The organism is Streptomyces filipinensis, assembly GCF_014649495.1.
GTDB lineage: Bacteria > Actinomycetota > Actinomycetes > Streptomycetales > Streptomycetaceae > Streptomyces > Streptomyces filipinensis.
This window is the reverse complement of the sequence record NZ_BMTD01000009.1, coordinates 286787-305981: the sequence shown is the minus strand read 5'-3', so window position 1 is coordinate 305981 and position 19195 is coordinate 286787. Positions and strand designations below refer to the sequence as shown.

At 72.7% G+C, this 19195-nt stretch carries 17 protein-coding genes; 4 read left to right on the top strand and 13 right to left on the bottom strand.

Annotated elements, in window-relative coordinates; genetic code table 11:
- The first annotated feature begins 35 nt into the window (after positions 1 to 35).
- Positions 36 to 1664 (top strand): Stk1 family PASTA domain-containing Ser/Thr kinase, encoded by a 1629-nt coding sequence (locus IE244_RS21885; RefSeq protein ID WP_191875230.1) that lies wholly within the window; start codon positions 36 to 38, stop codon positions 1662 to 1664.
- A 79-nt stretch (positions 1665 to 1743) separates the two neighbouring features.
- Here the strand turns inward: IE244_RS21885 and IE244_RS21880 are convergent, their stop codons facing one another.
- The gene (locus tag IE244_RS21880; protein ID WP_191875229.1) at positions 1744 to 2289 is read right to left on the bottom strand and encodes a bacterial proteasome activator family protein; all 546 of its coding nucleotides are present in this window, start codon (positions 2287 to 2289) and stop codon (positions 1744 to 1746) included.
- A gap of 174 nt (positions 2290 to 2463) precedes the next feature.
- Here IE244_RS21880 and IE244_RS21875 point away from each other — a divergent pair, with 174 nt between their 5' ends.
- The gene (locus IE244_RS21875) at positions 2464 to 3195 is read left to right on the top strand and encodes a hypothetical protein (RefSeq protein WP_191875228.1); all 732 of its coding nucleotides are present in this window, start codon (positions 2464 to 2466) and stop codon (positions 3193 to 3195) included.
- A gap of 121 nt (positions 3196 to 3316) precedes the next feature.
- Here the strand turns inward: IE244_RS21875 and IE244_RS21870 are convergent, their stop codons facing one another.
- The 7 genes from IE244_RS21870 to pdhA form a co-directional block, all read right to left on the bottom strand.
- Positions 3317 to 4297 carry an NAD(P)H-quinone oxidoreductase gene (locus IE244_RS21870; RefSeq protein ID WP_191875227.1) on the bottom strand — a complete coding sequence of 327 codons (981 nt, stop codon included), beginning with the start codon at positions 4295 to 4297 and terminating at the stop codon, positions 3317 to 3319.
- A gap of 74 nt (positions 4298 to 4371) precedes the next feature.
- Positions 4372 to 5469, bottom strand: coding sequence for a potassium channel family protein (locus IE244_RS21865; protein WP_191875226.1), 1098 nt, complete (start codon positions 5467 to 5469; stop codon positions 4372 to 4374).
- Positions 5466 to 6821 carry a molybdopterin molybdotransferase MoeA gene (locus tag IE244_RS21860; protein WP_191875225.1) on the bottom strand — a complete coding sequence of 452 codons (1356 nt, stop codon included), beginning with the start codon at positions 6819 to 6821 and terminating at the stop codon, positions 5466 to 5468. The genes IE244_RS21865 and IE244_RS21860 overlap by 4 nt, the downstream gene beginning before the upstream one ends.
- Positions 6818 to 7729 carry an NTP transferase domain-containing protein gene (locus tag IE244_RS21855; RefSeq protein ID WP_191875224.1) on the bottom strand — a complete coding sequence of 304 codons (912 nt, stop codon included), beginning with the start codon at positions 7727 to 7729 and terminating at the stop codon, positions 6818 to 6820. Before IE244_RS21855 ends, IE244_RS21860 begins: the two co-directional genes overlap by 4 nt.
- Before the next feature lie 70 nt (positions 7730 to 7799).
- On the bottom strand, positions 7800 to 9230 hold the full coding sequence (locus IE244_RS21850; protein ID WP_191875223.1) for a dihydrolipoamide acetyltransferase family protein: 1431 nt from the start codon (positions 9228 to 9230) through the stop codon (positions 7800 to 7802).
- The gene (locus IE244_RS21845; RefSeq protein ID WP_191875222.1) at positions 9230 to 10234 is read right to left on the bottom strand and encodes an alpha-ketoacid dehydrogenase subunit beta; all 1005 of its coding nucleotides are present in this window, start codon (positions 10232 to 10234) and stop codon (positions 9230 to 9232) included. The genes IE244_RS21850 and IE244_RS21845 overlap by 1 nt, the downstream gene beginning before the upstream one ends.
- On the bottom strand, positions 10231 to 11385 hold the full coding sequence (gene pdhA, locus IE244_RS21840) for a pyruvate dehydrogenase (acetyl-transferring) E1 component subunit alpha (protein WP_191875221.1): 1155 nt from the start codon (positions 11383 to 11385) through the stop codon (positions 10231 to 10233). The genes IE244_RS21845 and pdhA overlap by 4 nt, the downstream gene beginning before the upstream one ends.
- A 175-nt stretch (positions 11386 to 11560) precedes the next feature.
- On the opposite strand from pdhA, the gene IE244_RS21835 reads away from it, so the two are divergent.
- On the top strand, positions 11561 to 12058 hold the full coding sequence (locus tag IE244_RS21835; protein WP_373305763.1) for an Lrp/AsnC family transcriptional regulator: 498 nt from the start codon (positions 11561 to 11563) through the stop codon (positions 12056 to 12058).
- Between the two features lie 206 nt (positions 12059 to 12264).
- On the opposite strand, the gene IE244_RS21830 is transcribed toward IE244_RS21835, so the two are convergent.
- The gene (locus IE244_RS21830) at positions 12265 to 12852 is read right to left on the bottom strand and encodes a TetR/AcrR family transcriptional regulator (RefSeq protein WP_191875220.1); all 588 of its coding nucleotides are present in this window, start codon (positions 12850 to 12852) and stop codon (positions 12265 to 12267) included.
- Positions 12849 to 14366 (bottom strand): 3-hydroxyacyl-CoA dehydrogenase, encoded by a 1518-nt coding sequence (locus IE244_RS21825; protein ID WP_191875219.1) that lies wholly within the window; start codon positions 14364 to 14366, stop codon positions 12849 to 12851. The genes IE244_RS21830 and IE244_RS21825 overlap by 4 nt, the downstream gene beginning before the upstream one ends.
- A 161-nt stretch (positions 14367 to 14527) precedes the next feature.
- Here IE244_RS21825 and paaN point away from each other — a divergent pair, with 161 nt between their 5' ends.
- The gene (gene paaN, locus IE244_RS21820; RefSeq protein WP_191875218.1) at positions 14528 to 16219 is read left to right on the top strand and encodes a phenylacetic acid degradation protein PaaN; all 1692 of its coding nucleotides are present in this window, start codon (positions 14528 to 14530) and stop codon (positions 16217 to 16219) included.
- Between the two features lie 6 nt (positions 16220 to 16225).
- Here the strand turns inward: paaN and IE244_RS21815 are convergent, their stop codons facing one another.
- From IE244_RS21815 to IE244_RS21805, 3 genes are read right to left on the bottom strand one after another with little or no spacing between them, the layout of a single operon-like run.
- Complete coding sequence (locus IE244_RS21815) at positions 16226 to 16981, bottom strand: TrmH family RNA methyltransferase (protein WP_191875217.1); 756 nt, start codon at positions 16979 to 16981, stop codon at positions 16226 to 16228.
- Complete coding sequence (locus IE244_RS21810) at positions 16978 to 18234, bottom strand: HTTM domain-containing protein (RefSeq protein ID WP_191875216.1); 1257 nt, start codon at positions 18232 to 18234, stop codon at positions 16978 to 16980. Before IE244_RS21810 ends, IE244_RS21815 begins: the two co-directional genes overlap by 4 nt.
- Positions 18231 to 18983, bottom strand: a complete 753-nt coding sequence (locus tag IE244_RS21805; protein WP_308436276.1) for a DUF5819 family protein — start codon at positions 18981 to 18983, stop codon at positions 18231 to 18233. The genes IE244_RS21810 and IE244_RS21805 overlap by 4 nt, the downstream gene beginning before the upstream one ends.
- Positions 18984 to 19195 lie beyond the last annotated feature (212 nt).

Genomic DNA, 19195 nt, shown 5'->3' with positions numbered 1-19195 from the left:
GAAGGCGCCGGCCGGCCAGTGGGGGACACGGAGAGATGAGCCAGGACGGCGCACACGGGCGGTACGCGGGACAGGCGCTGGCCGGTGGCCGCTACCAGCTGCGCGACTTGCTCGGCGAGGGTGGCATGGCCTCGGTGCACCTGGCGTACGACGCCGTGCTCGACCGCCAGGTCGCGATCAAGACGCTCCACACGGAACTCGGCCGGGAGCAGGCCTTCCGCGAGCGCTTTCGGCGCGAGGCCCAGGCCGTGGCCAAGCTCACGCACACCAATATCGTCTCGGTCTTCGACACCGGCGAGGACGATCTCGGCGGTCTGACGACGCCCTACATCGTCATGGAGTACGTCGAGGGCCGCCCGCTGGGCTCGGTCCTCGAAGAGGACATCCGGCAGTACGGCGCGATGCCGGCCGACAAGGCGCTCAAGGTCACCGCGGACGTGCTGGCCGCGCTGGAGATCAGCCACGAGATGGGGCTGGTCCACCGCGACATCAAGCCGGGCAACGTGATGGTGACCAAGCGCGGCGTGGTCAAGGTCATGGACTTCGGCATCGCCCGCGCCATGCAGTCCGGTGTGACGTCGATGACGCAGACCGGCATGGTCGTCGGCACCCCGCAGTACCTCTCCCCCGAGCAGGCCCTCGGCCGTGGCGTGGACGCCCGCTCCGACCTGTACTCGGTCGGCATCATGCTGTTCCAGCTGGTCACCGGGCGGCTGCCGTTCGACGCCGACTCACCGCTGGCGATCGCCTACGCGCATGTCCAGGAGGAGCCGGTGGCTCCTTCGTCGATCAACCGGTCCCTGCCGCCGTCGGTGGACGCCCTGGTCGCCCGCGCGCTGAAGAAGAACCCGAACGAGCGCTTCCCGACCGCCGAGGCCATGCGGGACGAGTGCCTGCGCGTCGCCGGCTCCTTCCAGGCGGCCGCGCCGAGCATCGTGTCGGGCGCCGCGCCGACGCAGAGTGGCGCGGGCGTCGGCTCCGCGGTGTTCCCGCCGGTCGGCCAGAGCGCCCCGACGGCCCCCGGACCGGTCCAGACGCCGTACACCCCCGGCCCGTACGGCGCGCCGCAGACACCCGCCCCGTCCTACGGCTACCCGCAGCAGGGCGGCTACCAGACGCCGCCTCCGATGGGCTACGGCCCGCAGGCTCCGCAGGTCGCGTCGACCCCGCCGCCGTACACGGTCTCGCAGCAGCCGTCCGCCGCGGGCTCCGGCGGGGGCAAGAGCAACAAGCCGGTGATCATCGGCTCGGTCGCCGTGTCGCTCGTCGCGGTCGTCGCCCTGGTCGTCGCGCTGACGCTGAACAGCGGCAGCGACGACCAGACCGGCAAGGGCGGGGCGAGTGCCTCCGCGTCCAGCTCCCAGAAGCCCGGCTATCGCGGGCCGGACAGGAGCCGGGTGATCGACAAGGAGAAGTGCACGAATCCGACGGAGGCCTGGGACGACCCCAACAAGGTCCAGCTGCCCGACTTCCGGTACAAGGACATCAACTCCGTGAAGGACTGCATCCAGGCCGCCGGCTGGAAGATCAAGGTCGACAAGCAGGACGACAACACCTGGGGCGACGGCACCGTCCTGAACCAGTTCCCCTCCCAGGGCTCGGACGTCAACCAGAAGGACCCGGGCACCATCGAGGTGACCATCTCGACGGGCAACCCTGCCTGACACCATCCGCCCACACGCGACGAGCGGAGCCCGGCACGATTCCGTGCCGGGCTCCGCTCGTTGCTCGTCGCTGCGGCCGTTACAGGTACGGACCGCCCGAGCGGCCCGCGGCGCGGGGGTCGTCGCCGCCCTCGTGACCGGACACACCCGGCGGGAGCGCGCGGCGCATCTGCTCCAGCTGGGCCCGCGCGGCCATCTGCTGGGCGAACAGCGTCGTCTGGATCCCGTGGAAAAGGCCTTCCAGCCAGCCCACCAACTGGGCCTGCGCGATCCGCAGTTCCGCGTCGCTCGGGGTCGCGTCATCCGTGAACGGCAGGGAGAGCCGCTCAAGTTCCTCGACCAGCTCCGGCGCGAGGCCGTCCTCCAGCTCCTTGACGGAGCTGGCATGGATCTCCTTCAGCCGCACCCGGCTCGCTTCGTCCAGCGGAGCAACGCGCACCTCCTCCAGGAGCTGCTTGATCATGCTGCCGATCCGCATGACCTTGGCAGGCTGCTCGACCTGCTCCGTCACCGGAATCTCGCGGGAGTCGTCGTCCCCGTTGCCGCCGCCGAGCGCCATCCCGTCCTGGCCCACGACGAGGATCTGGGGGTTCTCCGGCGACCGTTCGTTCCTCGGCATCTCCATGCCGCCATTCTCTCGCACCCGTACACCTCATCACCGTGGTGCCCCCTCATGGGGCTGATCCACCGTTTAGGCCCAACGGAGCATTCTGAAATGCCCTGTTTGCCATTGAATGTGAGGCTTATTTCCGTCGGTTATCCATCGATCACGCCATCCGGGCTCCGGGAGGTCACCGACGTGACTCCATGGCTGCGCATCACGTTCCCCTGCGCACGGCTGCTGCTCGTCCTCGCGGCGGCCCTTCCCGCGTACGGCACCGTCCCCCTGTACGCCACCGTGGCGTACGCCGCCGAGCCCCCGGCCGGGTTCGCCGCCCCGGGACACCCGCACCGGGCCGCCACCGCGGACGAGGGCCGCCCCGGCCGTGCGGAGCACACCGAGGGCTCGGCGTCCGCGGAGCTGTCGGCGGACGCCCGCTCGGGCGGTGCCGGTGCCGAGCACCCGGACCCACCCGGCCACCGTCACGGCCACCAGGGTCCCGTCACCGCCACCGCCTCGCGCGTCCCCATGCCCACCGATTCCGCCTCCGCCTCGTACCGCCCCGTGGCCGTCGAGCCGTCCCGTGCGGGCAGCCGCGCGGGCGAGGGACGGCTGCGACCGGGCCGGCCGGACGGGCCCGCGGCCGCGGTGGAGGGCGACGACGACCCCGTGACCACCCGCGCTCCGGACAGCGGCCGACCGGAGGAGCCGGAGACAGCGGACCTCCCGACCGTGACGCCGTCGGCCTCGGCCGTCCCGGACCAGGCCGGCCTCGACCCCACCCGGACCCCGGCCCAGAGCGCCGCCGCCCAGCAGAGCGGGGACGCCACCGAACCGGTCCTGCAGCTCCTCCCGCTGGGCAGCGGTCTGGTGCTCATAGGCCTCGGTCTGGGGCTGGCCTTCCTGGCCCTCAGACTCCGCCGAGGCTGACGGCACCGACGTGCCCCACCCATCGGCGGGCAGCCGTACCCGCACAGCCGCGGGCAGTCGTGCCGCCGGGGCGTCAGGGCGTCAGGGCCTCAGGTCCTCAGGTCCTCAGGTCCTCAGGTCCTCAGGGTGCCACCAACAGCACCTTGCCGACGTGCCCGCTCTCCTCCACCACCCGATGCCCCTCGGCCGCCTCCGGCATCGGCAGCTCGCGGTCCACGACCGGCCGCACATGCCCCCCGGCGAGCAACGGCCACACATGCTCCCGCACCGCCGCCACGATCGCCGCCTTCTCGGTCAGCGGCCGCGCCCGCAGCGAGGTCGCGCTGATCGCGGCCCGCTTGCCCAGCAGCATGCCGATGTTCAGCTCACCCTTGACGCCGCCCTGCAAGCCGATGATCGCGAGCCGTCCGCTGACGGCGAGCGCCTGGACATTGCGGTCCAGATACTTCGCCCCCATGTTGTCGAGGATCACATCGGCCCCCGCGCCGCCGGTGGCCTGCTTGATCTCGGCGACGAAGTCCTGCTCCCGGTAGTTGACGAGGATGTCCGCGCCCAGCTCGGCGCACCGTTCCAGCTTCTCCTTCGTGCCCGCCGTCACCGCGACCTTGGCTCCGACGGCCTTCGCGAGCTGGATGGCCATGGTGCCGATGCCGCTGGACCCGCCGTGCACGAGCAGCGTCTCGCCGGGCCGCAGGTGGGAGATCATGAACACGTTGGACCAGACCGTGCAGACCACCTCGGGCAGCGCGGCCGCCTGCGTGAGGCCGACCCCGTCGGGCACGGGCAGCAGCTGCCCGGCCGGTACGACGACCTTCTCCGCGTAACCGCCGCCCGAGAGCAGCGCGCACACCTCGTCGCCGACGGCCCAGCCGGACACGCCGGAGCCGAGCGCGGCGACCCTGCCGGAGCACTCCAGGCCGGGGTAGGGGGACGCACCGGGCGGCGGGTTGTAGAAGCCCTGGCGCTGCAGGATGTCGGCACGGTTGACGGCGCTGGCCACCACCTCGACCAGTACCTCGCCCTCGCCGGGCTCCGGGTCGGGGACCTCCGCCCACACCAGCGCCTCAGGACCACCAGGTTCGGGAATCGTGATCGCATGCATGCGCGCGACGCTACTCCCCGCCGACGGCGTCTTCGAGGCAGACCCGCTCGCTCCCGGGGGCCCAGGGCGCCCCGTCAGTCGCGGGACAGCTGCCGGGCGGCCGGGGTGGTCTGGGCACCGGGAGTGACACGGACGATCGTGATGAGCCGGTCGGTCAGCTGGAGCGTGCCGACGGCCGGGTCGTCGTAACCGAGCACCCGGTGCCCGCGTACGACGCTCAGGACGAGGTCGTCGGTCTCACGGGCCCGCTTGCCCACCTCACTGCGGACGACCGGGCGTTCCACGAGGTCCAGTCCGCTGCCCTGCTGGATCAGGTCCTCCATGACCATGCCGGCGGCGGGGCTGAGCACGGAGAGGCCGAGCAGCCGGCCGGCCGCGCTGGCGCTGGTGATGACGGCGTCGGCCCCGGACTGCTTGAGCAGCGGCGCGTTCTCCTCCTCGCGCACGGCGGCCACGATCTTCGCGCTCCGGTTGAGCTGCCGTGCCGTCAGCGTGACGAGCACGGAGGTGTCGTCGCGCTGCGGGGCGACGATGATCTGCCGGGCCTTGTGCACCTCGGCCCGTTTCAGCACGTCACTGCGGGTCGCGTCGCCCATGACCCCCGCATAGCCCTCGGCGTTCGCGGCGTCGACCGCCTTGGCGCTCGGGTCGACCACGACCACCTGCTCCCTCTTCAGACCCGTCGCGCAGACGGTCTGGATCGCCGACCGGCCCTTGGTACCGAACCCGATGACGACGGTGTGGTCACGCAAGGTGGACCTCCAGCGGTTCAGGCGCCATTCCTCCCGCGTGCGTTCGGTGAGGACCTCCAGCGTGGTGCCGACCAGGATGATCAGGAACAGCACGCGCAGGGGCGTGATGACGAAGATGTTGGTGAGCCTGGCGCCGTCGCTGACCGGGGTGATGTCGCCGTATCCGGTGGTGGAGAGCGTCACGGTCGCGTAGTAGAAGGCGTCGAGCAGGTCGACCGGGCCATCGGCGTTGTCGCGGTAGCCGTCGCGGTCGACGTAGACGACCAGCGCGGTGGCGACCAGCACGAGCAGGGCCATGAGCAGCCGTTTGACGACCTGGCGGATCGGGCGCTCCACCACTTTCCTCGGGAGTCTCACCCGCTGGGTCACCAGATGCTCGCCCGCCTGGCGGGCGATGGCGTCATGGCCCGGAAGTTTCACGTGAAACACACCTCGATGCCGGCCGCCGCCCACGGCAGATCGATCAGCTCCGCCTCCTCCCCCTGCCGTGTCCCGCCCGGCGGTACGACGGCCAGCGCGTCGGCGGCGGCGATACCGCGGAGCATGGCCGGACCGTTGTAGTGCAGCGGTACGCCAAGGTCGCCGCGCAGCATCACGGGGACGAGCCGGGTGTCGTACGGGTGCCCCTGGACCGCCTCCCTGAGCGGCAGTGCGTACGGCTCCGGGGCCGGGTGGGCGGCGAGCGTGCGCAGCAACGGCTCGGCGAGCGTGAGGAGGCCGGAGACGGCCGCGAGGGGGTTTCCGGGCAGGCCGACGAGGTGCTGGTCGTCCTTGGTGCGGGCCAGCAGCATGGGGTGGCCGGGTCGCACCTTGACGCCGTCGACGAGGAGTTCGGCGCCGATGCGTTCCAGGACGGGGTGGACGTGGTCGACGGGGCCGCCGGCCGTGCCGCCGGTGGTGATGACGAGGTCGGCCTGGGAGCCGGTGACGGCCCGCTGGAGGGCCTTGGCATCGTCGCCGATCCGGCGCACGGCCAGGACCTCGGCACCGAGCGCCCGCAGCCAGGGCGGCAGCATGGGACCGAGCGCGTCCCGGATGAGCCCGTCGCGTGGCAGTCCCTCGGTGAGCAGTTCGTCGCCGAGCACGAGGACTTCGGCACGCGGGCGCGGTACGGCGGTGACGGTGTCGTATCCGGCCGCCGCGGCCAGACCCAGGACGGCGGGGGTGACCACGGTGCCGATGGGCAGCAGCTGGTCACCGCTGCGGCATTCCTGGGCGCGCGGCCGGATGTCCTGGCCGTGTGCCATCTCCCGGGTGGCGTGGAGCCGGTCCTGTGCGTCGATGCGGCCGTGTTCGCTGCGCAGGACGGCGGTGGTGTCGGCGGGGATGCGGGCCCCGGTCGCGATGCGGACCGCCTCGCCGTCGGTGAGCGGCTCGGGCTGCGCATGCCCGGCGAGCACTCCCTCGTCCCGTACGTCCCAGGGACCGGGTCCGGCGACCGCCCAGCCGTCCATCGCGGAGGTGTCGAAGGAGGGCAGATCGGTCAGCGCGTTGAGGGGGGCGGCCAGGGTGAGGCCGAGGGCGTCGGCGAGCGGCACGGTGACGGGGGCGGGGCGGACCCGGGCGCGGGCGGCACGGGCGGCGGTCTCGCGGGCCTCGGGCCATGGGGTGGCCCGGTGCCGCTCGCTGTGTGCTCCGGGCGCCGGGGCGGGCGCCTGGCCCTGGCCCCCGGGGTCGTCCTTGGCTTCCCTCACCAGGGCCAGGGCCTCCTCGACATCGAGGTCGTCGCTGTCCTCGGCGGGCGCTCCGGCCCGCGTTCCGGGGGCGGTCATCCGGCGTCCGGGGCGCTCGGGCCCCCGCTGTCGCCTTCGTTGTTCTCCTCGTTCTCCTCTTCCCAGCGCAGTGCGAGCGCGGCCGCCTTGCGCGCGGCCTCGGCGACGGCCTCGGGGCCGCCCTTGCCCTGGGCCGCTGCGTAGCCGACGAGGAAGGTGGTCAGCGGGGCGGCCGGGCGGGCCACGCCGTGCGCGGCGTCGCGGGCCAGGTCGAGCAGGAGGCCGGTGTCGACATCCAGGTCGATGCCCAGTTCGTCCTTGACTGCGGAGATCCATTCATCCAACACGTGCCCATGCTCCCTGATGCGTGCCCTGGCGTCGGCGATGTCGTCCCAGGTGTCGCAGTCGAAGGACGCGAGCGGGTCCGGGACACGGGTGAGACGGAGGGCGCCGGTCAGCCGGCGCAGCGGCAGCCCGGTCAGTCCCTCCGGGCCGGCCGTGAGCCCGGCCAGCTCGCGGCGGAGCGCGGCGGTGCGGTAGGCGGCCACGAGGGGCTGATCGCGGCCGTCGGCGTCGGTGAGCAGCGCGCCGTCGGCTCCGGTGCCGCACAGGGCGGTCAGCAGGCGCCGCAGCGTGTCCGGCTGGAGGAAGGGCAGGTCGGCGGAGAGGACGACGGCGTGTTCGGCGGTGGTGAGCCGCAGGCCCGCGGCCAGCGCGGCGACCGGTCCGCCGCCGGACGGTTCCTCGCGCGTCCAGCGCACGGGCCGCGCGGTGGGCCGCCGGTCGGCCACCACGACGGTCGTGCCCGCGCCGGCGCAGGCGGTGAGGACCCGGTCGAGCAGGGCCCGGCCGCCGACGCGCAGGCCGGGCTTGTCGGCTCCGCCGAGCCGCCGGGCGGCACCGCCGGCCAGCACGACGGCGTCGTACGGCACCGGCGTCCCGGGGGCGGCGGGGGCGTTGTCGGTCACCCCCCGAGTATGTCCCGAGGAGTGCTGCTCGTGTCTCCCGAGGGGGCCTTCCTCGCGGGCCCCGCGGGCGTCACAGGGTGCGCAGGAGCACCGCCGGGTGTTCCACGCAGTCCGCCACGTACCGAAGGAATCCGCCCGCCGTGCCGCCGTCGCACACCCGGTGGTCGAAGGTGAGCGAGAGCTGGACGACCTGGCGGACCGCCAGCTCTCCTTCGTGGACCCACGGCTTGGGGACGATCCGGCCGACGCCGAGCATGGCCGCCTCGGGGTGGTTGATGATCGGTGTGGAGCCGTCGACGCCGAAGACCCCGTAGTTGTTCAGTGTGAAGGTCCCGCCGGTGAGGTCCCCGGGGGTGAGCGTCCCGGTGCGGGCGGCCTCGGTGAGCCGGGCGAACTCGGCGGTCAGCGACTCGGCGTCGCGCGCGTGGGCGTCCCGGACGACCGGTACGACGAGCCCGCGCGCGGTCTGCGCGGCGAACCCGAGGTGGACCTGGTCGAGCTGGACGACCTCGCGGGCTTCGACGTCGACGTAGGAGTTCAGTTCGGGGAACCGGGCGAGCGCGGCCGTGCAGATGCGGGCGAGCAGCGCGAGGAGGGAGATCTTCGGTCCTCCCGCGGCGTTCATCGCGGCACGCGCGCCCATGAGTTCGGTCGCGTCGGCGTCGACCCAGCAGGTGGCGTCCGGGATCTCCCGGCGGCTGCGGGAGAGCTTGTCGGCGACGGCGCCGCGAACGCCCTTGAGGGGGATGCGGATGCCCGCGGCGTGTGTGGCCGAGGCGGCGGCGGGTGCCGGCGGGGCCACGACGGCACTGTGCGTCGCGGCGGGTGCTCCGGCCGTACGGCTGCCCGGAGCGGCCCTGGTCCGCAGGGCGTCCTCGACGTCCGAGCGCAGGATCAGTCCGTCCGGGCCCGAGCCCGCGAGCTGCCGCAGGTCCACACCGCCCTCGCGGGCCAGCCGTCGGACCAGGGGGGAGATCACGGGTACCGGGCCCTCCAGGTGGAGTGCGTCCACGCGCGTGTGGGCCGTCCCGTCGGTCGCCGTACCGGTGGAGGCCGCGGCCCGGTCGGGCCGCGGTTCCGGGCCGGTCTCCGAGGGCGCGCTCGGGGTCCGTGGGCCGCCCGGACCGGTGCTGCCGTTCGCGGCAGCCGTCACCACGGGAGTCGGCCGCACCCTCCGGCGCCGGGCCGGCGCGTCGGAGGTGCCGTAGCCGACCAGGACGTTGCCGGAGCCCTCCGGCTCGGTGTGCGCGGCCGGTTCGCCGACGGCCACCGTCAACAGCGGTGCGCCCACCGGCAGTTCGGTGCCCTCCTCGCCGAAGCGGGCGGTGACGACACCGCCGTAGGGGCAGGGCACCTCGACCATCGCCTTGGCCGTCTCCACCTCGACGACCGGCTGGTCGACGGCGACGACGTCACCGACCTGGACCAGCCAGCGGACGATCTCCGCCTCGGTGAGTCCCTCGCCGAGGTCGGGGAGCTTGAACTCCAGCACCTGTGCCATCAGCCCTCGGCCTCCCACTGCAGCCGGGCCACGGCGTCCAGGATGCGGTCGACGCCGGGCAGGTGGTGCCGCTCCAGCATGGGCGGCGGGTAGGGGATGTCGAAGCCGGCCACGCGCAGCACCGGCGCCTCCAGGTGGTGGAAACAGCGCTCGGTGATCCGGGCCGCGATCTCGCCGCCCGGTCCGCCGAACCCGGTGGACTCGTGGACGACGACCGCGCGTCCGGTGCGGCGCACGGCCGCGCAGACCGTCTCGTCGTCGAACGGCACCAGCGAGCGCAGGTCGACCACTTCCAGGTCCCAGCCCTCGGCCTGCGCGGCCTCGGCGGCCTCCAGGCAGACGGGCAGGGAGGGGCCGTAGGTGATCAGCGTGGCGCTGCTGCCGGGGCGGCGCGCCACCGCGTGGCCGATGGGCTCGACCTCCGTGGGGTGCTCGGCGTCCCAGGAGTCCTTGGACCAGTACAGCCGCTTGGGCTCCAGGAAGACGACCGGGTCGTCGGAGGCGATGGCCTGGCGCAGCAGGCCGTAGGCGTCGGCTACGGTCGCGGGTGTGACCACGTGCAGGCCCGGGGTGGCCATGTAGTAGGCCTCGGAGGAGTCGCTGTGGTGCTCGACGCCGCCGATTCCGCCGCCGTAGGGGACACGGACGGTGATGGGCAGGGGCATCTTCCCGCGGGTGCGGTTGCGCATCCGGGAGACATGGCTGATGAGCTGCTCGAACGCCGGGTAGGCGAACGCGTCGAACTGCATCTCCACCACCGGGCGCAGGCCGTACATGGCCATGCCGACGGCGGCACCGAGGATGCCGGCCTCGGCGAGCGGGGTGTCGGTGCAGCGGTCCTCGCCGAACTCCTTGGCAAGGCCGTCGGTGACGCGGAAGACGCCGCCGAGGGTGCCGACGTCCTCGCCCATGACGTGCACGGACGGGTCGGCGGCCATCGCGTCGCGCATCGCGCGGGTGAGGGCCTGCGCCATGGTGGCGGGCTTGACGGCGACGGTGGTCATCGGGCCCCGCCTTCCTGGGTGCCGTGCTGCTCCTGCTCGGCTTCCAGTTCGGCCCTGAGCAGGGCGCGCTGTTCGCGCAGCTGGGCGGTGGTCTCGGCGAAGACGTGGTCGAAGAGGTCCATCGGGTTCAGTTCGGGGTCGCGGTTCATGGCTTCGCGCAGGGAGGCGGCCATCGCCTCGGCGTCCTGCCGGGCGGCCTCGATGCCGGCCTCGTCGATCAGCCCGCGCGTGGTCAGCTCCGCCTCCAGCAGCTCGATCGGATCGTGGGCGCGCCAGGCCTCGACCTCGGCGTCGCCGCGGTAGCGGGTGGCGTCGTCGGCGTTGGTATGGGCGTCGATCCGGTACGTCACCGCCTCCACCAGGGTGGGGCCGCCGCCGGCACGCGCGTGCCGTACGGCGTCGCTGAGGACCTCGTGCACGGCCGCGGCGTCGTTGCCGTCGACCAGCCGGCCCGGCATGCCGTATCCGACGGCCTTGTGGGCCAGGGAGGGCGCGGCGGTCTGCTTGGCGAGGGGGACGGAGATCGCGAAGCCGTTGTTCTGCACGAGGAAGACGACCGGCGCCTGCCAGACGGCGGCGAAGTTCAGTGCCTCGTGGAAGTCGCCCTCGCTGGTGCCGCCGTCGCCGACCAGGGCGAGCGCGACCACGTCGTCGCCCTTGAGCCGGGCGGCGTGCGCGAGGCCGACGGCGTGCGGGAGCTGGGTGGCCAGCGGGGTGGAGAGGGGGGCCACGCGGTGGGTGTGGGGGTCGTAGCCGCTGTGCCAGTCGCCGCGCAGCAGGGTGAGGGCCTCGACGGGGTCCACGCCCCGGGCGACGACGGCGAGGGTGTCGCGGTAGCTGGGGAAGAGCCAGTCACGTGCGTCGAGGGCCAGGGCGGCGGCGACCTCGCAGGCCTCCTGGCCGGTGCTGGAGGGGTAGACGGCGAGGCGGCCCTGCTTGGTGAGCGCGGTGGCCTGCGTGTTGTAGCGGCGGCCGCGCACCAGCTGGGCGTAGAGCCGGCGCAGCAGGTCCGGGTCTGCCTTGGCGGCCGCCTCGGTGCCGAGGACGCGGTAGGGCTCGGCGTCGGGCAGCAGCGGCGCGGGGTCCATACGGGGCTGCCAGGCGGGCGGCGGCGAAGGCCGGTACGCGCCCCGCTGCTCCAGAACCGTCATGACGGCACCTCCTCGTGGGAGCGGCTACGGGAGGCGCGTCGACTCTGAGGCGCCTCACCAACCGATTGTTCGGTCGTCGGCACATTTTGGCTACAGCCCCCTCCAGGCTGTGGACAAACGGTTCTCCACAGCCTGGAATGAACGCAGGACGTCCACGGCGAGGGAGCGGGGGGCAATGGCAGCTGAACAAATGGCCGACGGACCGCAGGACGGCGTCCCGCTGCCGCCGCGCCCGCTGGACGCCATCGACCAGGACATCCTGAAGATCCTTCAGGCGGACGGGCGCGCCTCGATACGGTCCGTCGCCGAACGTGTCCACGTCTCGCGCGCCAACGCCTACGCGCGCATCAACCGGCTCGTCGAGGACGGAGTCATCCGGGGTTTCAGCGCGCGTGTGGACCACGAGCGGGCGGGGCACGGCACCTCGGCGTACGTCACGCTGAAAATCGTCCAGAACACCTGGCGCACGGTCCGCGAGCAGCTCAGACAGCTGCCCGGCGCCTCCCACATCGCGCTGGTGGGCGGCGACTTCGACGTGCTGCTGCTGGTGCACACGCCCGACAACCGGGCACTGCGCGAGCTGGTGCTCACCCGGCTCCAGGCGATCCCCGAGGTGCTCAGCACGCGCACGCTGCTGGTGTTCGAGGAGGACGACGTGGAGCCGGAGACGTGAGCTGAGGGGTGCCCGAGGCGTGGCCTGAGGGGTGCCCGAGGCGTGGCCTGAAGCGTGACCTGAGGGGTGCCTGAGACGTGACGAAGGGGGCGTGCCGGAGGCGTGACCGTCGAGGGCGTGCCGGAGACGTGACCGTCGAGGGCGTGCCGGAGACGTGACCGGGGGTGTGCCGCGGGCCCGGTCGAGGGCGCGCCCGCGGCCTCGGGTCAGCTCTGCTTGAGGCCCGCGAAGACGAGCTGGACCACCGCGTCGGCCACCTCGCGCTCGCCGGCGCCCCGCGGGTCCGGCCGGTACCACTCCACGATCGAGTTGATCATTCCGAAGACCAGCCGGGTGGCCAGGCGGACCTCGACGTCACCGCGGACGTCCCCGTCGGCCGCCGCGGCCTTCAGCAGTTCCGCGACCCGGTGGTCGAAGTCGCGCCGCCGCTCCAGCGCCCACCGCTCGGTCTCGGTGTTGCCGCGCACACGCAGCAGCAGCGTCACGTACGGCAGCTCGCCTATGAGCACCTCGACCATGCGCCGCACGACGTACTCCAGCCGGTCGACAGACCGCCCCCCGCACGCGCGCTCCTCGTCCAGGATGGCGAACAGACCGTCCAGGGCCCGGCTGACCGCCCGGCGCAGCAGCTCCTCCTTGCCGCTGACGTGGTGGTAGATCGACGACTTGGAGATGCCGGCCGCCTTGGACAGGTGCTCCATGGAGGTGCCGTCGTAGCCGCGCTCGTTGAAGACCCGCACGGCCACGGAGAGCAGTGTCTCGGGCGTGTACGTGTCGCGCTTGGCCGCGGTCATGAGGTGCCCTCCCGCCTGTCCTCGACGGCGTACGCATGGCGGTAGAGCGCGAGGGAGGGCGCGTAGCGTCCGGAGGGGTCGCGCTCGTGCATCTCGTCCAGGACGTCGAAGGCGAACTCACGGCCGAGCCTGCGGTCCCACTCGAACGGGCCGACGGGGTAGTTCACCCCGAGACGCATGGCCGTGTCGATGTCCTCCTCGGTGGCCACGCCCTTGGCGACGGCGTCATGGGCGAGGTCGATGAGCCGGGCGACCGTACGCGCCACGATCATGCCGGGTACGTCGCCGATGACGCTGACGTCCTTGCCGAGGGCCTGGAAGAGGCCGGTGGCCTCGGCGAGGGTCCGCGGTGAGGTGTCGGGGGAGGCGGACAGCGCCACGCGGGTGGCCGTGCGGTAGTCCAGGGCGAGGTCGAAGTAGACGACGTCCCGGAACTCCACGCCGGTCTGCCCGTCGGCGAGGACCAGCTGGCCACCGCTCGGCAGCACCAGGCGGGTGCCGTTGTCCTCGTCCTCCTCGCGGACCTGGATGCCCGCCTCGCGGATCAGCGTGAGCAGCTCGGCCGCGGGGCCCAGGCCGCCTTCGGCGACGACGTACGCCGGCGGCTGCTCCTTGTCGGCGGTGTGCGGCTCGGGCCGCTCCGCGCCTTCGGCGTGGTCGTACCAGCCGTGCCCGGTCTTGCGGCCGAGGCGGCCGGACTCCACCAGCCGGCGCTGGGCCAGGGACGGGGTGAAGCGCACGTCCTGGAAGAAGGACTGCCACACGGAGTGGGTCACGGACTCGTTGACGTCCTGGCCGATCAGGTCGGTCAGTTCGAAGGCGCCCATCCGGAAGCCGCCGGACTCGCGCAGGATCGCGTCGATGGTGGCCGGGTCGGCGGCCTGTGCCTCGTGGACCGCGAAGGCCTCGGCGTAGAACGGGCGGGCGATCCGGTTGACGATGAAACCCGGGGTGTCGGCGCAGGCCACCGGGGTCTTGCCCCAGGAGCGGGCGGTCTCGTACGCGCGCGTGGCCGACGTGACGTCGGTGGCGAACCCGGAGACGACCTCGACCAGCGGCATGAGCGGTGCCGGGTTGAAGAAGTGCAGGCCCACGAGGCGGCCGGGATGGCGCAGGGGGCCGCCGATGGCCGTCACCGACAGCGAGGAGGTGTTGGTGGCGAGCAGGCAGTCGTCGGCGACGATGTCCTCCAGCGCGCCGAAGAGCTCTTGTTTGACGTCCAGCCGCTCCAGGACGGCCTCGACGACCAGCCCGCAGTCCGCCAGTTCCGTGAGCCTCTCCACCGGCTGCAGGCGGGCGCGCGCGGCGTCCCGGTCGGCACCGGGGAGCTTTCCCTTCTCCACGAGCCGGTCGAGGCGGGCGCCGATCGCTGCGGCCGCGTCCCGGGCGCGCCCGGCGGCTGCGTCGTACAGCCGCACGGGGTGGCCGGCGACCAGCGCGACCTGGGCGATGCCCTGGCCCATGGTGCCGGTGCCGACGACGGCCACGGGGCTGCTGAGGTCGAGTGCTGTCATGTGCGCGATCCTCCCGCACGACGTTTTCCACAGATGCGCCGGACCCCCTTGTCCCGACCGATCGTTCGGTTACTCTAGCTCTGACCGGCCGTCCCTGCCCATGTTTCTGCCCAGGTCAATGAACTCGACGACGAGTTCTCCAGACGAGGAGTTGGTTCCGTATGGCCGCCGAACTGACCACGCACGAGCTGATCGCGAAGCACCGGCCCACCCTGGACCAGGCGCTGGAGGCGATCCGTACGCGCGCGTACTGGTCCCCGCATCCCGAGCACCCGAAGGCCTACGGCGAGAACGGCAGCCTGGACGCGGCGGCGGGCAAGGCGGCCTTCGACGCCCTGCTGGGCAACCGCCTCGACCTCGGCCAGCCCGGCACGGACGACTGGGTGGGCGGCGAGGTCTCGCCGTACGGCATCGAGCTGGGCGTGACCTATCCGCACGCGGACATCGACACCCTGCTGCCCGCGATGAAGGCCGGGCAGGCGGCCTGGCGGGACGCGGGCCCCGAGATGCGGGCCGTGGTCTGTGTGGAGATCCTCAAGCGGATCAGCGACCGTACGCACGAGTTCGCGCACGCGGTCATGCACACCTCCGGCCAGGCGTTCATGATGGCGTTCCAGGCGGGCGGCCCGCACGCCCAGGACCGCGGTCTGGAGGCGGTGGCGTACGCCTACGCGGAGCAGATCCGCACGCCCGGGACGGCCGAGTGGACCAAGCCCCAGGGCAAGCGCGACCCGCTGGCCCTCACCAAGCAGTTCACACCGGTCCCGCGCGGCCTCGCCCTGGTCATCGGCTGCAACACCTTCCCGACCTGGAACGGCTACCCGGGCCTGTTCGCCTCCCTGGCGACCGGCAACGCCGTCCTGGTCAAGCCGCACCCGCGCGCCGTGCTGCCGCTCGCGCTCACCGTGCAGGTGGCCCGGGACGTGCTCGCCGAGGCCGGCTTCGACCCGAACCTGGTGGCGCTGGCCGCCGAGCGCCCCGGCGAGGGCATCGCCAAGACCCTCGCCGCCCGCCCCGAGATCAGGATCATCGACTACACGGGGTCGACGTCCTTCGGTGACTGGCTGGAGGCCAACGCCCGCCAGGCGCAGGTCTACACCGAGAAGGCCGGCGTCAACACGGTGATCGTGCACTCCACGGACGACTACAAGGGCATGCTGTCCAACCTGGCGTTCTCGCTGTCCCTGTACAGCGGCCAGATGTGCACCACCCCGCAGAACCTGCTGATCCCCCGGGACGGCATCCGGACCGAGCAGGGCGCCAAGACCTTCGACGAGGTCACCGCGGACATCGCCCGCGCGGTCGACGGCCTCCTCGGCGACGACGCGCGCGCGAACGCGCTGCTGGGCGCCATCGTCAACCCCGACGTCAAGGCCCGCCTGGAAGCCGCCACCGGACTCGGTGAAGTCGCCCTCGCCTCCCGGGAGATCACCAACCCGGAGTTCCCGGACGCGGTGGTCCGCACCCCCGTACTCGTCAAGCTGGACGGCGCCAAGCCCGACGACGAGGCCGCCTACATGAGCGAGTGCTTCGGGCCGGTCTCCTTCGCCGTCGCCGTCGACTCGGTGACCGACGCGGTGGAGCTGCTGCGCCGCACGGTCCGCGAGAAGGGCGCGATGACGGTCGGCGCCTACACCACCGACAGCGAGGTCGAGCAGGCCGTCGAGGAGGTGTGCCTGGAGGAGGCGGCCCAGCTGTCGCTCAACCTGACCGGCGGGGTGTACGTGAACCAGACGGCGGCCTTCTCCGACTTCCACGGCTCGGGCGGCAACCCCGCGGCGAACGCCGCACTGTGCGACGGCGCGTTCGTGGCCAACCGGTTCCGGGTGGTGGAGGTCCGCCGGGAGGTCTGAGCCCTCTCAGTTCGCGGCGGGTGCGCCCCCGGCCGCGCTCCAGTGGTACAGCGTCATCGCCACGCTGGTGGCGAGGTTGTAACTGGAGACCTGGGGGCGCATCGGCAGGGCCAGCAGATGGTCGGCACGCGCGCGCAACTCGGCCGACAGGCCGCTGCGCTCCGAGCCGAACGCCAGCACGGCGTCGTCGGGCAGCTCGGTGCCGCGGATGTCCTCGCCCTCCGGGTCGAGCGCGAACAGCGGCCCGGCCGGCAGCTCGTCGACGCCGAGGTGTTCCACCGCGGTCGCGAAGTGCAGGCCGGCGCCGCCGCGCACCACCGTGGGATGCCAGGGGTCGAGCGTGCCCGTGGTGACCACTCCGGTCGCCCCGAAACCGGCGGCCAGCCGGATCACGGCACCGGCGTTGCCCAGGTTGCGGGGGTTGTCCAGGACCACGACCGGGGCGGTGCGGGGGGTGCGGGCCAGCGCACGCAGGTTGGCCTCGCGTGACGGCCGTACGGCGAGCGCGGCCACACCGGTCGGGTGGGGCCGCGGGACGAGGGAGGCGTAGGTCTCCGCGGACACCTGCGTGAGCAGCGCGTCCAGCGCGTCCCGTACGTCTTCGGCCAGTTCCTCGGCGAGGGCGAGCGCGGCCCGCCGGTCGGTGGCGACCGCCACCGGGACCTCGGCCCCGAAGCGCAGCGCGTGCTTGAGGGCGTGGAAGCCGTCGAGCAGCACGGCGGCACCGGCGTGCTCGCGCCAGCGGTTCGTCGGGTCGGTCATGCGGTGAACCCTACGCGGCCCTCCGCGCTCTCCTCGGGCCTGTCGGGCTTGCCTTCGGGCCTGTGGCCGGGCTCGTCTTCGGGGGAGCGGGGCGCGGGCACCGTACGGTCACCGCGCCGGGCGATCCGCCCACGCGCGCCCGCCACCAGCGCGCCCAGCCGGCGCAGGAACGACGTCGGCAGGAAGACCGCGTCGGCGGTGATCATCGCCAGCGAGAAGAACGGCAGGCCGAGCACCACCGCGATCACCGCGTGTTCGAGCATCATCACGACCAGCAGGACGTTCTTGACCCGCCGGTTGAACAGGGTGAACGGGAAGGCGACCTGCACCATGACCGTTCCGTAGGCGGCGACCATCATGATCGTGCCGCTGGAGGACATCAGGTCGGCCAGTCCGGGCCAGGGCGAGAAGTAGTCCAGGTGGAGCGGGTAGTAGACGGCGGTGCCGTCCTGCCAGCGCGAGCCCTGGATCTTGTACCAGCCGGCCGTCGCGTAGATCAGACAGGCCTCGGCCATGATCACGAACAGGGCGCCGTTGTGCAGGACGTTGGCGATGACGTCCAGCAGGATCCGCGGCTCCCGGGACTTCACCCAGCGGCCGACGGCCCACCACAGGCCCAGCACCGCCCAGGTCGTCCACAGCAGCGCGGGGATCAGCCAGCCGTTGTCGAACCGGCCGGTGAACGTCGCCAGGACCAGCGCCAGGCCGGACACCGCCCACAGCGACGGCCCCATCCGGTCGGCGGAATCCCGCTCACCACGCGCGCGTGCCGCCTCCGCGTGCGCCGCCCGCCGCGCGTCCAGCGACCACACCTGTCCACACCGTGTGAACACGAGGTACAAGGACATCAGGTGCAGGACGTTGTCACCGCCGTCGCCGACGAAGACGCTGCGGTTCTGCAGCGACAGCACGCCGACCATGAACAGCACGGACGCCGTACGGGTACGCCAGCCGAGCAGCAGCGCGGCGCTGGCGAGGATCGCCAGCGCGTAGAAGCACTCGAACCACAGCTGCCCGTCGGACCACAGCAGGACCGTGAAGGCGTGGTTGTCGGCGGTCAGCTCCTTGGCCAGGTTCCAGCCCCACGGGCCGGCCGGGCCGTACAGCTCCTGGCGGTGGGGGAACTCGCGCAGCAGGAACAGCAGCCAGGTCCCGGCGAAGCCGATGCGGACCACGGCGCTCTGGTACGGCCCCAGGGCCGCACCGGTGACGCGGGCGATCCCGCGCGAGAGGGGCAGGGAGAACCCGTTCACCGCACACCTCCGGCGGCCTCGTCGGCGGTCACCGTCCACCAGGGCATCACCCGGTAGACCGGCTTGTCGGACACCCGCTCACGGCTCCACGCGGGCGGCTGCACATTGGTGGTGCTGGCACGGACCTGGACCCGCCGGATGACGCCGTCCCGGCTGATCGGATCGGTCCGGTACAGGCGCATCACCACGATCCGGCTCACGTACTGCTCGGAGAGGGAACCGCGCATGCCGACGGGACGGTTGTCGGCGGTGTGCGTCGCCACGAAGAAGTCCCAGGCGCGGCGCAGCTCGTTCTGCTGGGTGTGACTGGGCACCAGGTTGCCGTCGATGGCGGCGCCGTCCTGGGCGGACAGGTCCGTCCAGCCGGTGGTGCGCAGGGTGCCGTCCTTCATCCGCACCTCGGCCCGCACCTGGACGGCGATGTTCTGCTGCAGCGGATTCGGGGCGAACAGCTTCCAGTTCTGCTCGAACTCCGGGTACACCCACTGCTCGACGGCCCTGCCGTGCTGCTTGGTCACCGTGTTCGCCGGGGCGAGGCTGAGGAACACCATCAGCAGATGCACACAGGCGGCCACACCCACCACCGCCAGCGCCAGCGCGGCGGCGACCTGGTAGCGGGGGGAGAGGGCGGCTACGCCGGTGCGGGGGGCGGGGTGCGGCGCGGTGGCCTCGGCCGGGGCGACCCGCGGTGCGGAGGCGCCCGGCGCGCTGTCCGCCCCCTGACGTGCCTGAGAAGGCAGGGCCGCCACATCCTCTCGGCCACCCCACGCCGACCGGGCCGGCAGGGCTGACGAGGTCGACGGGGCCGGCTGGGCCGGCTGCCCACCGTTCGCGTCGCGGGAGTCCTCGCCCGCGACCGTACCCTCACGGCCGGCCGCATCCGCAGTCGCCCGCGTATCGGCACTCACGGGCGCATCCACAGCCGGCGCACCCACCGGGGGGTCCTTGTCGACCGGGGCGC

What these genes read in the sequence shown, in the direction of transcription:
- IE244_RS21815 (WP_191875217.1), bottom strand. Translation starts at nt 16,981, where the DNA reads ATGACCGACCCGACGAACCGCTGGCGCGAGCACGCCGGTGCCGCCGTG.
- IE244_RS21880 (WP_191875229.1), bottom strand. Translation starts at nt 2,289, where the DNA reads ATGGAGATGCCGAGGAACGAACGGTCGCCGGAGAACCCCCAGATCCTC.
- IE244_RS21830 (WP_191875220.1), bottom strand. Translation starts at nt 12,852, where the DNA reads ATGACCGCGGCCAAGCGCGACACGTACACGCCCGAGACACTGCTCTCC.
- IE244_RS21885 (WP_191875230.1), top strand. Translation starts at nt 36, where the DNA reads ATGAGCCAGGACGGCGCACACGGGCGGTACGCGGGACAGGCGCTGGCC.
- IE244_RS21860 (WP_191875225.1), bottom strand. Translation starts at nt 6,821, where the DNA reads ATGACCGCCCCCGGAACGCGGGCCGGAGCGCCCGCCGAGGACAGCGAC.
- IE244_RS21870 (WP_191875227.1), bottom strand. Translation starts at nt 4,297, where the DNA reads ATGCATGCGATCACGATTCCCGAACCTGGTGGTCCTGAGGCGCTGGTG.
- IE244_RS21835 (WP_373305763.1), top strand. Translation starts at nt 11,561, where the DNA reads ATGGCAGCTGAACAAATGGCCGACGGACCGCAGGACGGCGTCCCGCTG.
- IE244_RS21850 (WP_191875223.1), bottom strand. Translation starts at nt 9,230, where the DNA reads ATGGCACAGGTGCTGGAGTTCAAGCTCCCCGACCTCGGCGAGGGACTC.
- IE244_RS21825 (WP_191875219.1), bottom strand. Translation starts at nt 14,366, where the DNA reads ATGACAGCACTCGACCTCAGCAGCCCCGTGGCCGTCGTCGGCACCGGC.
- pdhA (WP_191875221.1), bottom strand. Translation starts at nt 11,385, where the DNA reads ATGACGGTTCTGGAGCAGCGGGGCGCGTACCGGCCTTCGCCGCCGCCC.
- paaN (WP_191875218.1), top strand. Translation starts at nt 14,528, where the DNA reads ATGGCCGCCGAACTGACCACGCACGAGCTGATCGCGAAGCACCGGCCC.
- IE244_RS21845 (WP_191875222.1), bottom strand. Translation starts at nt 10,234, where the DNA reads ATGACCACCGTCGCCGTCAAGCCCGCCACCATGGCGCAGGCCCTCACC.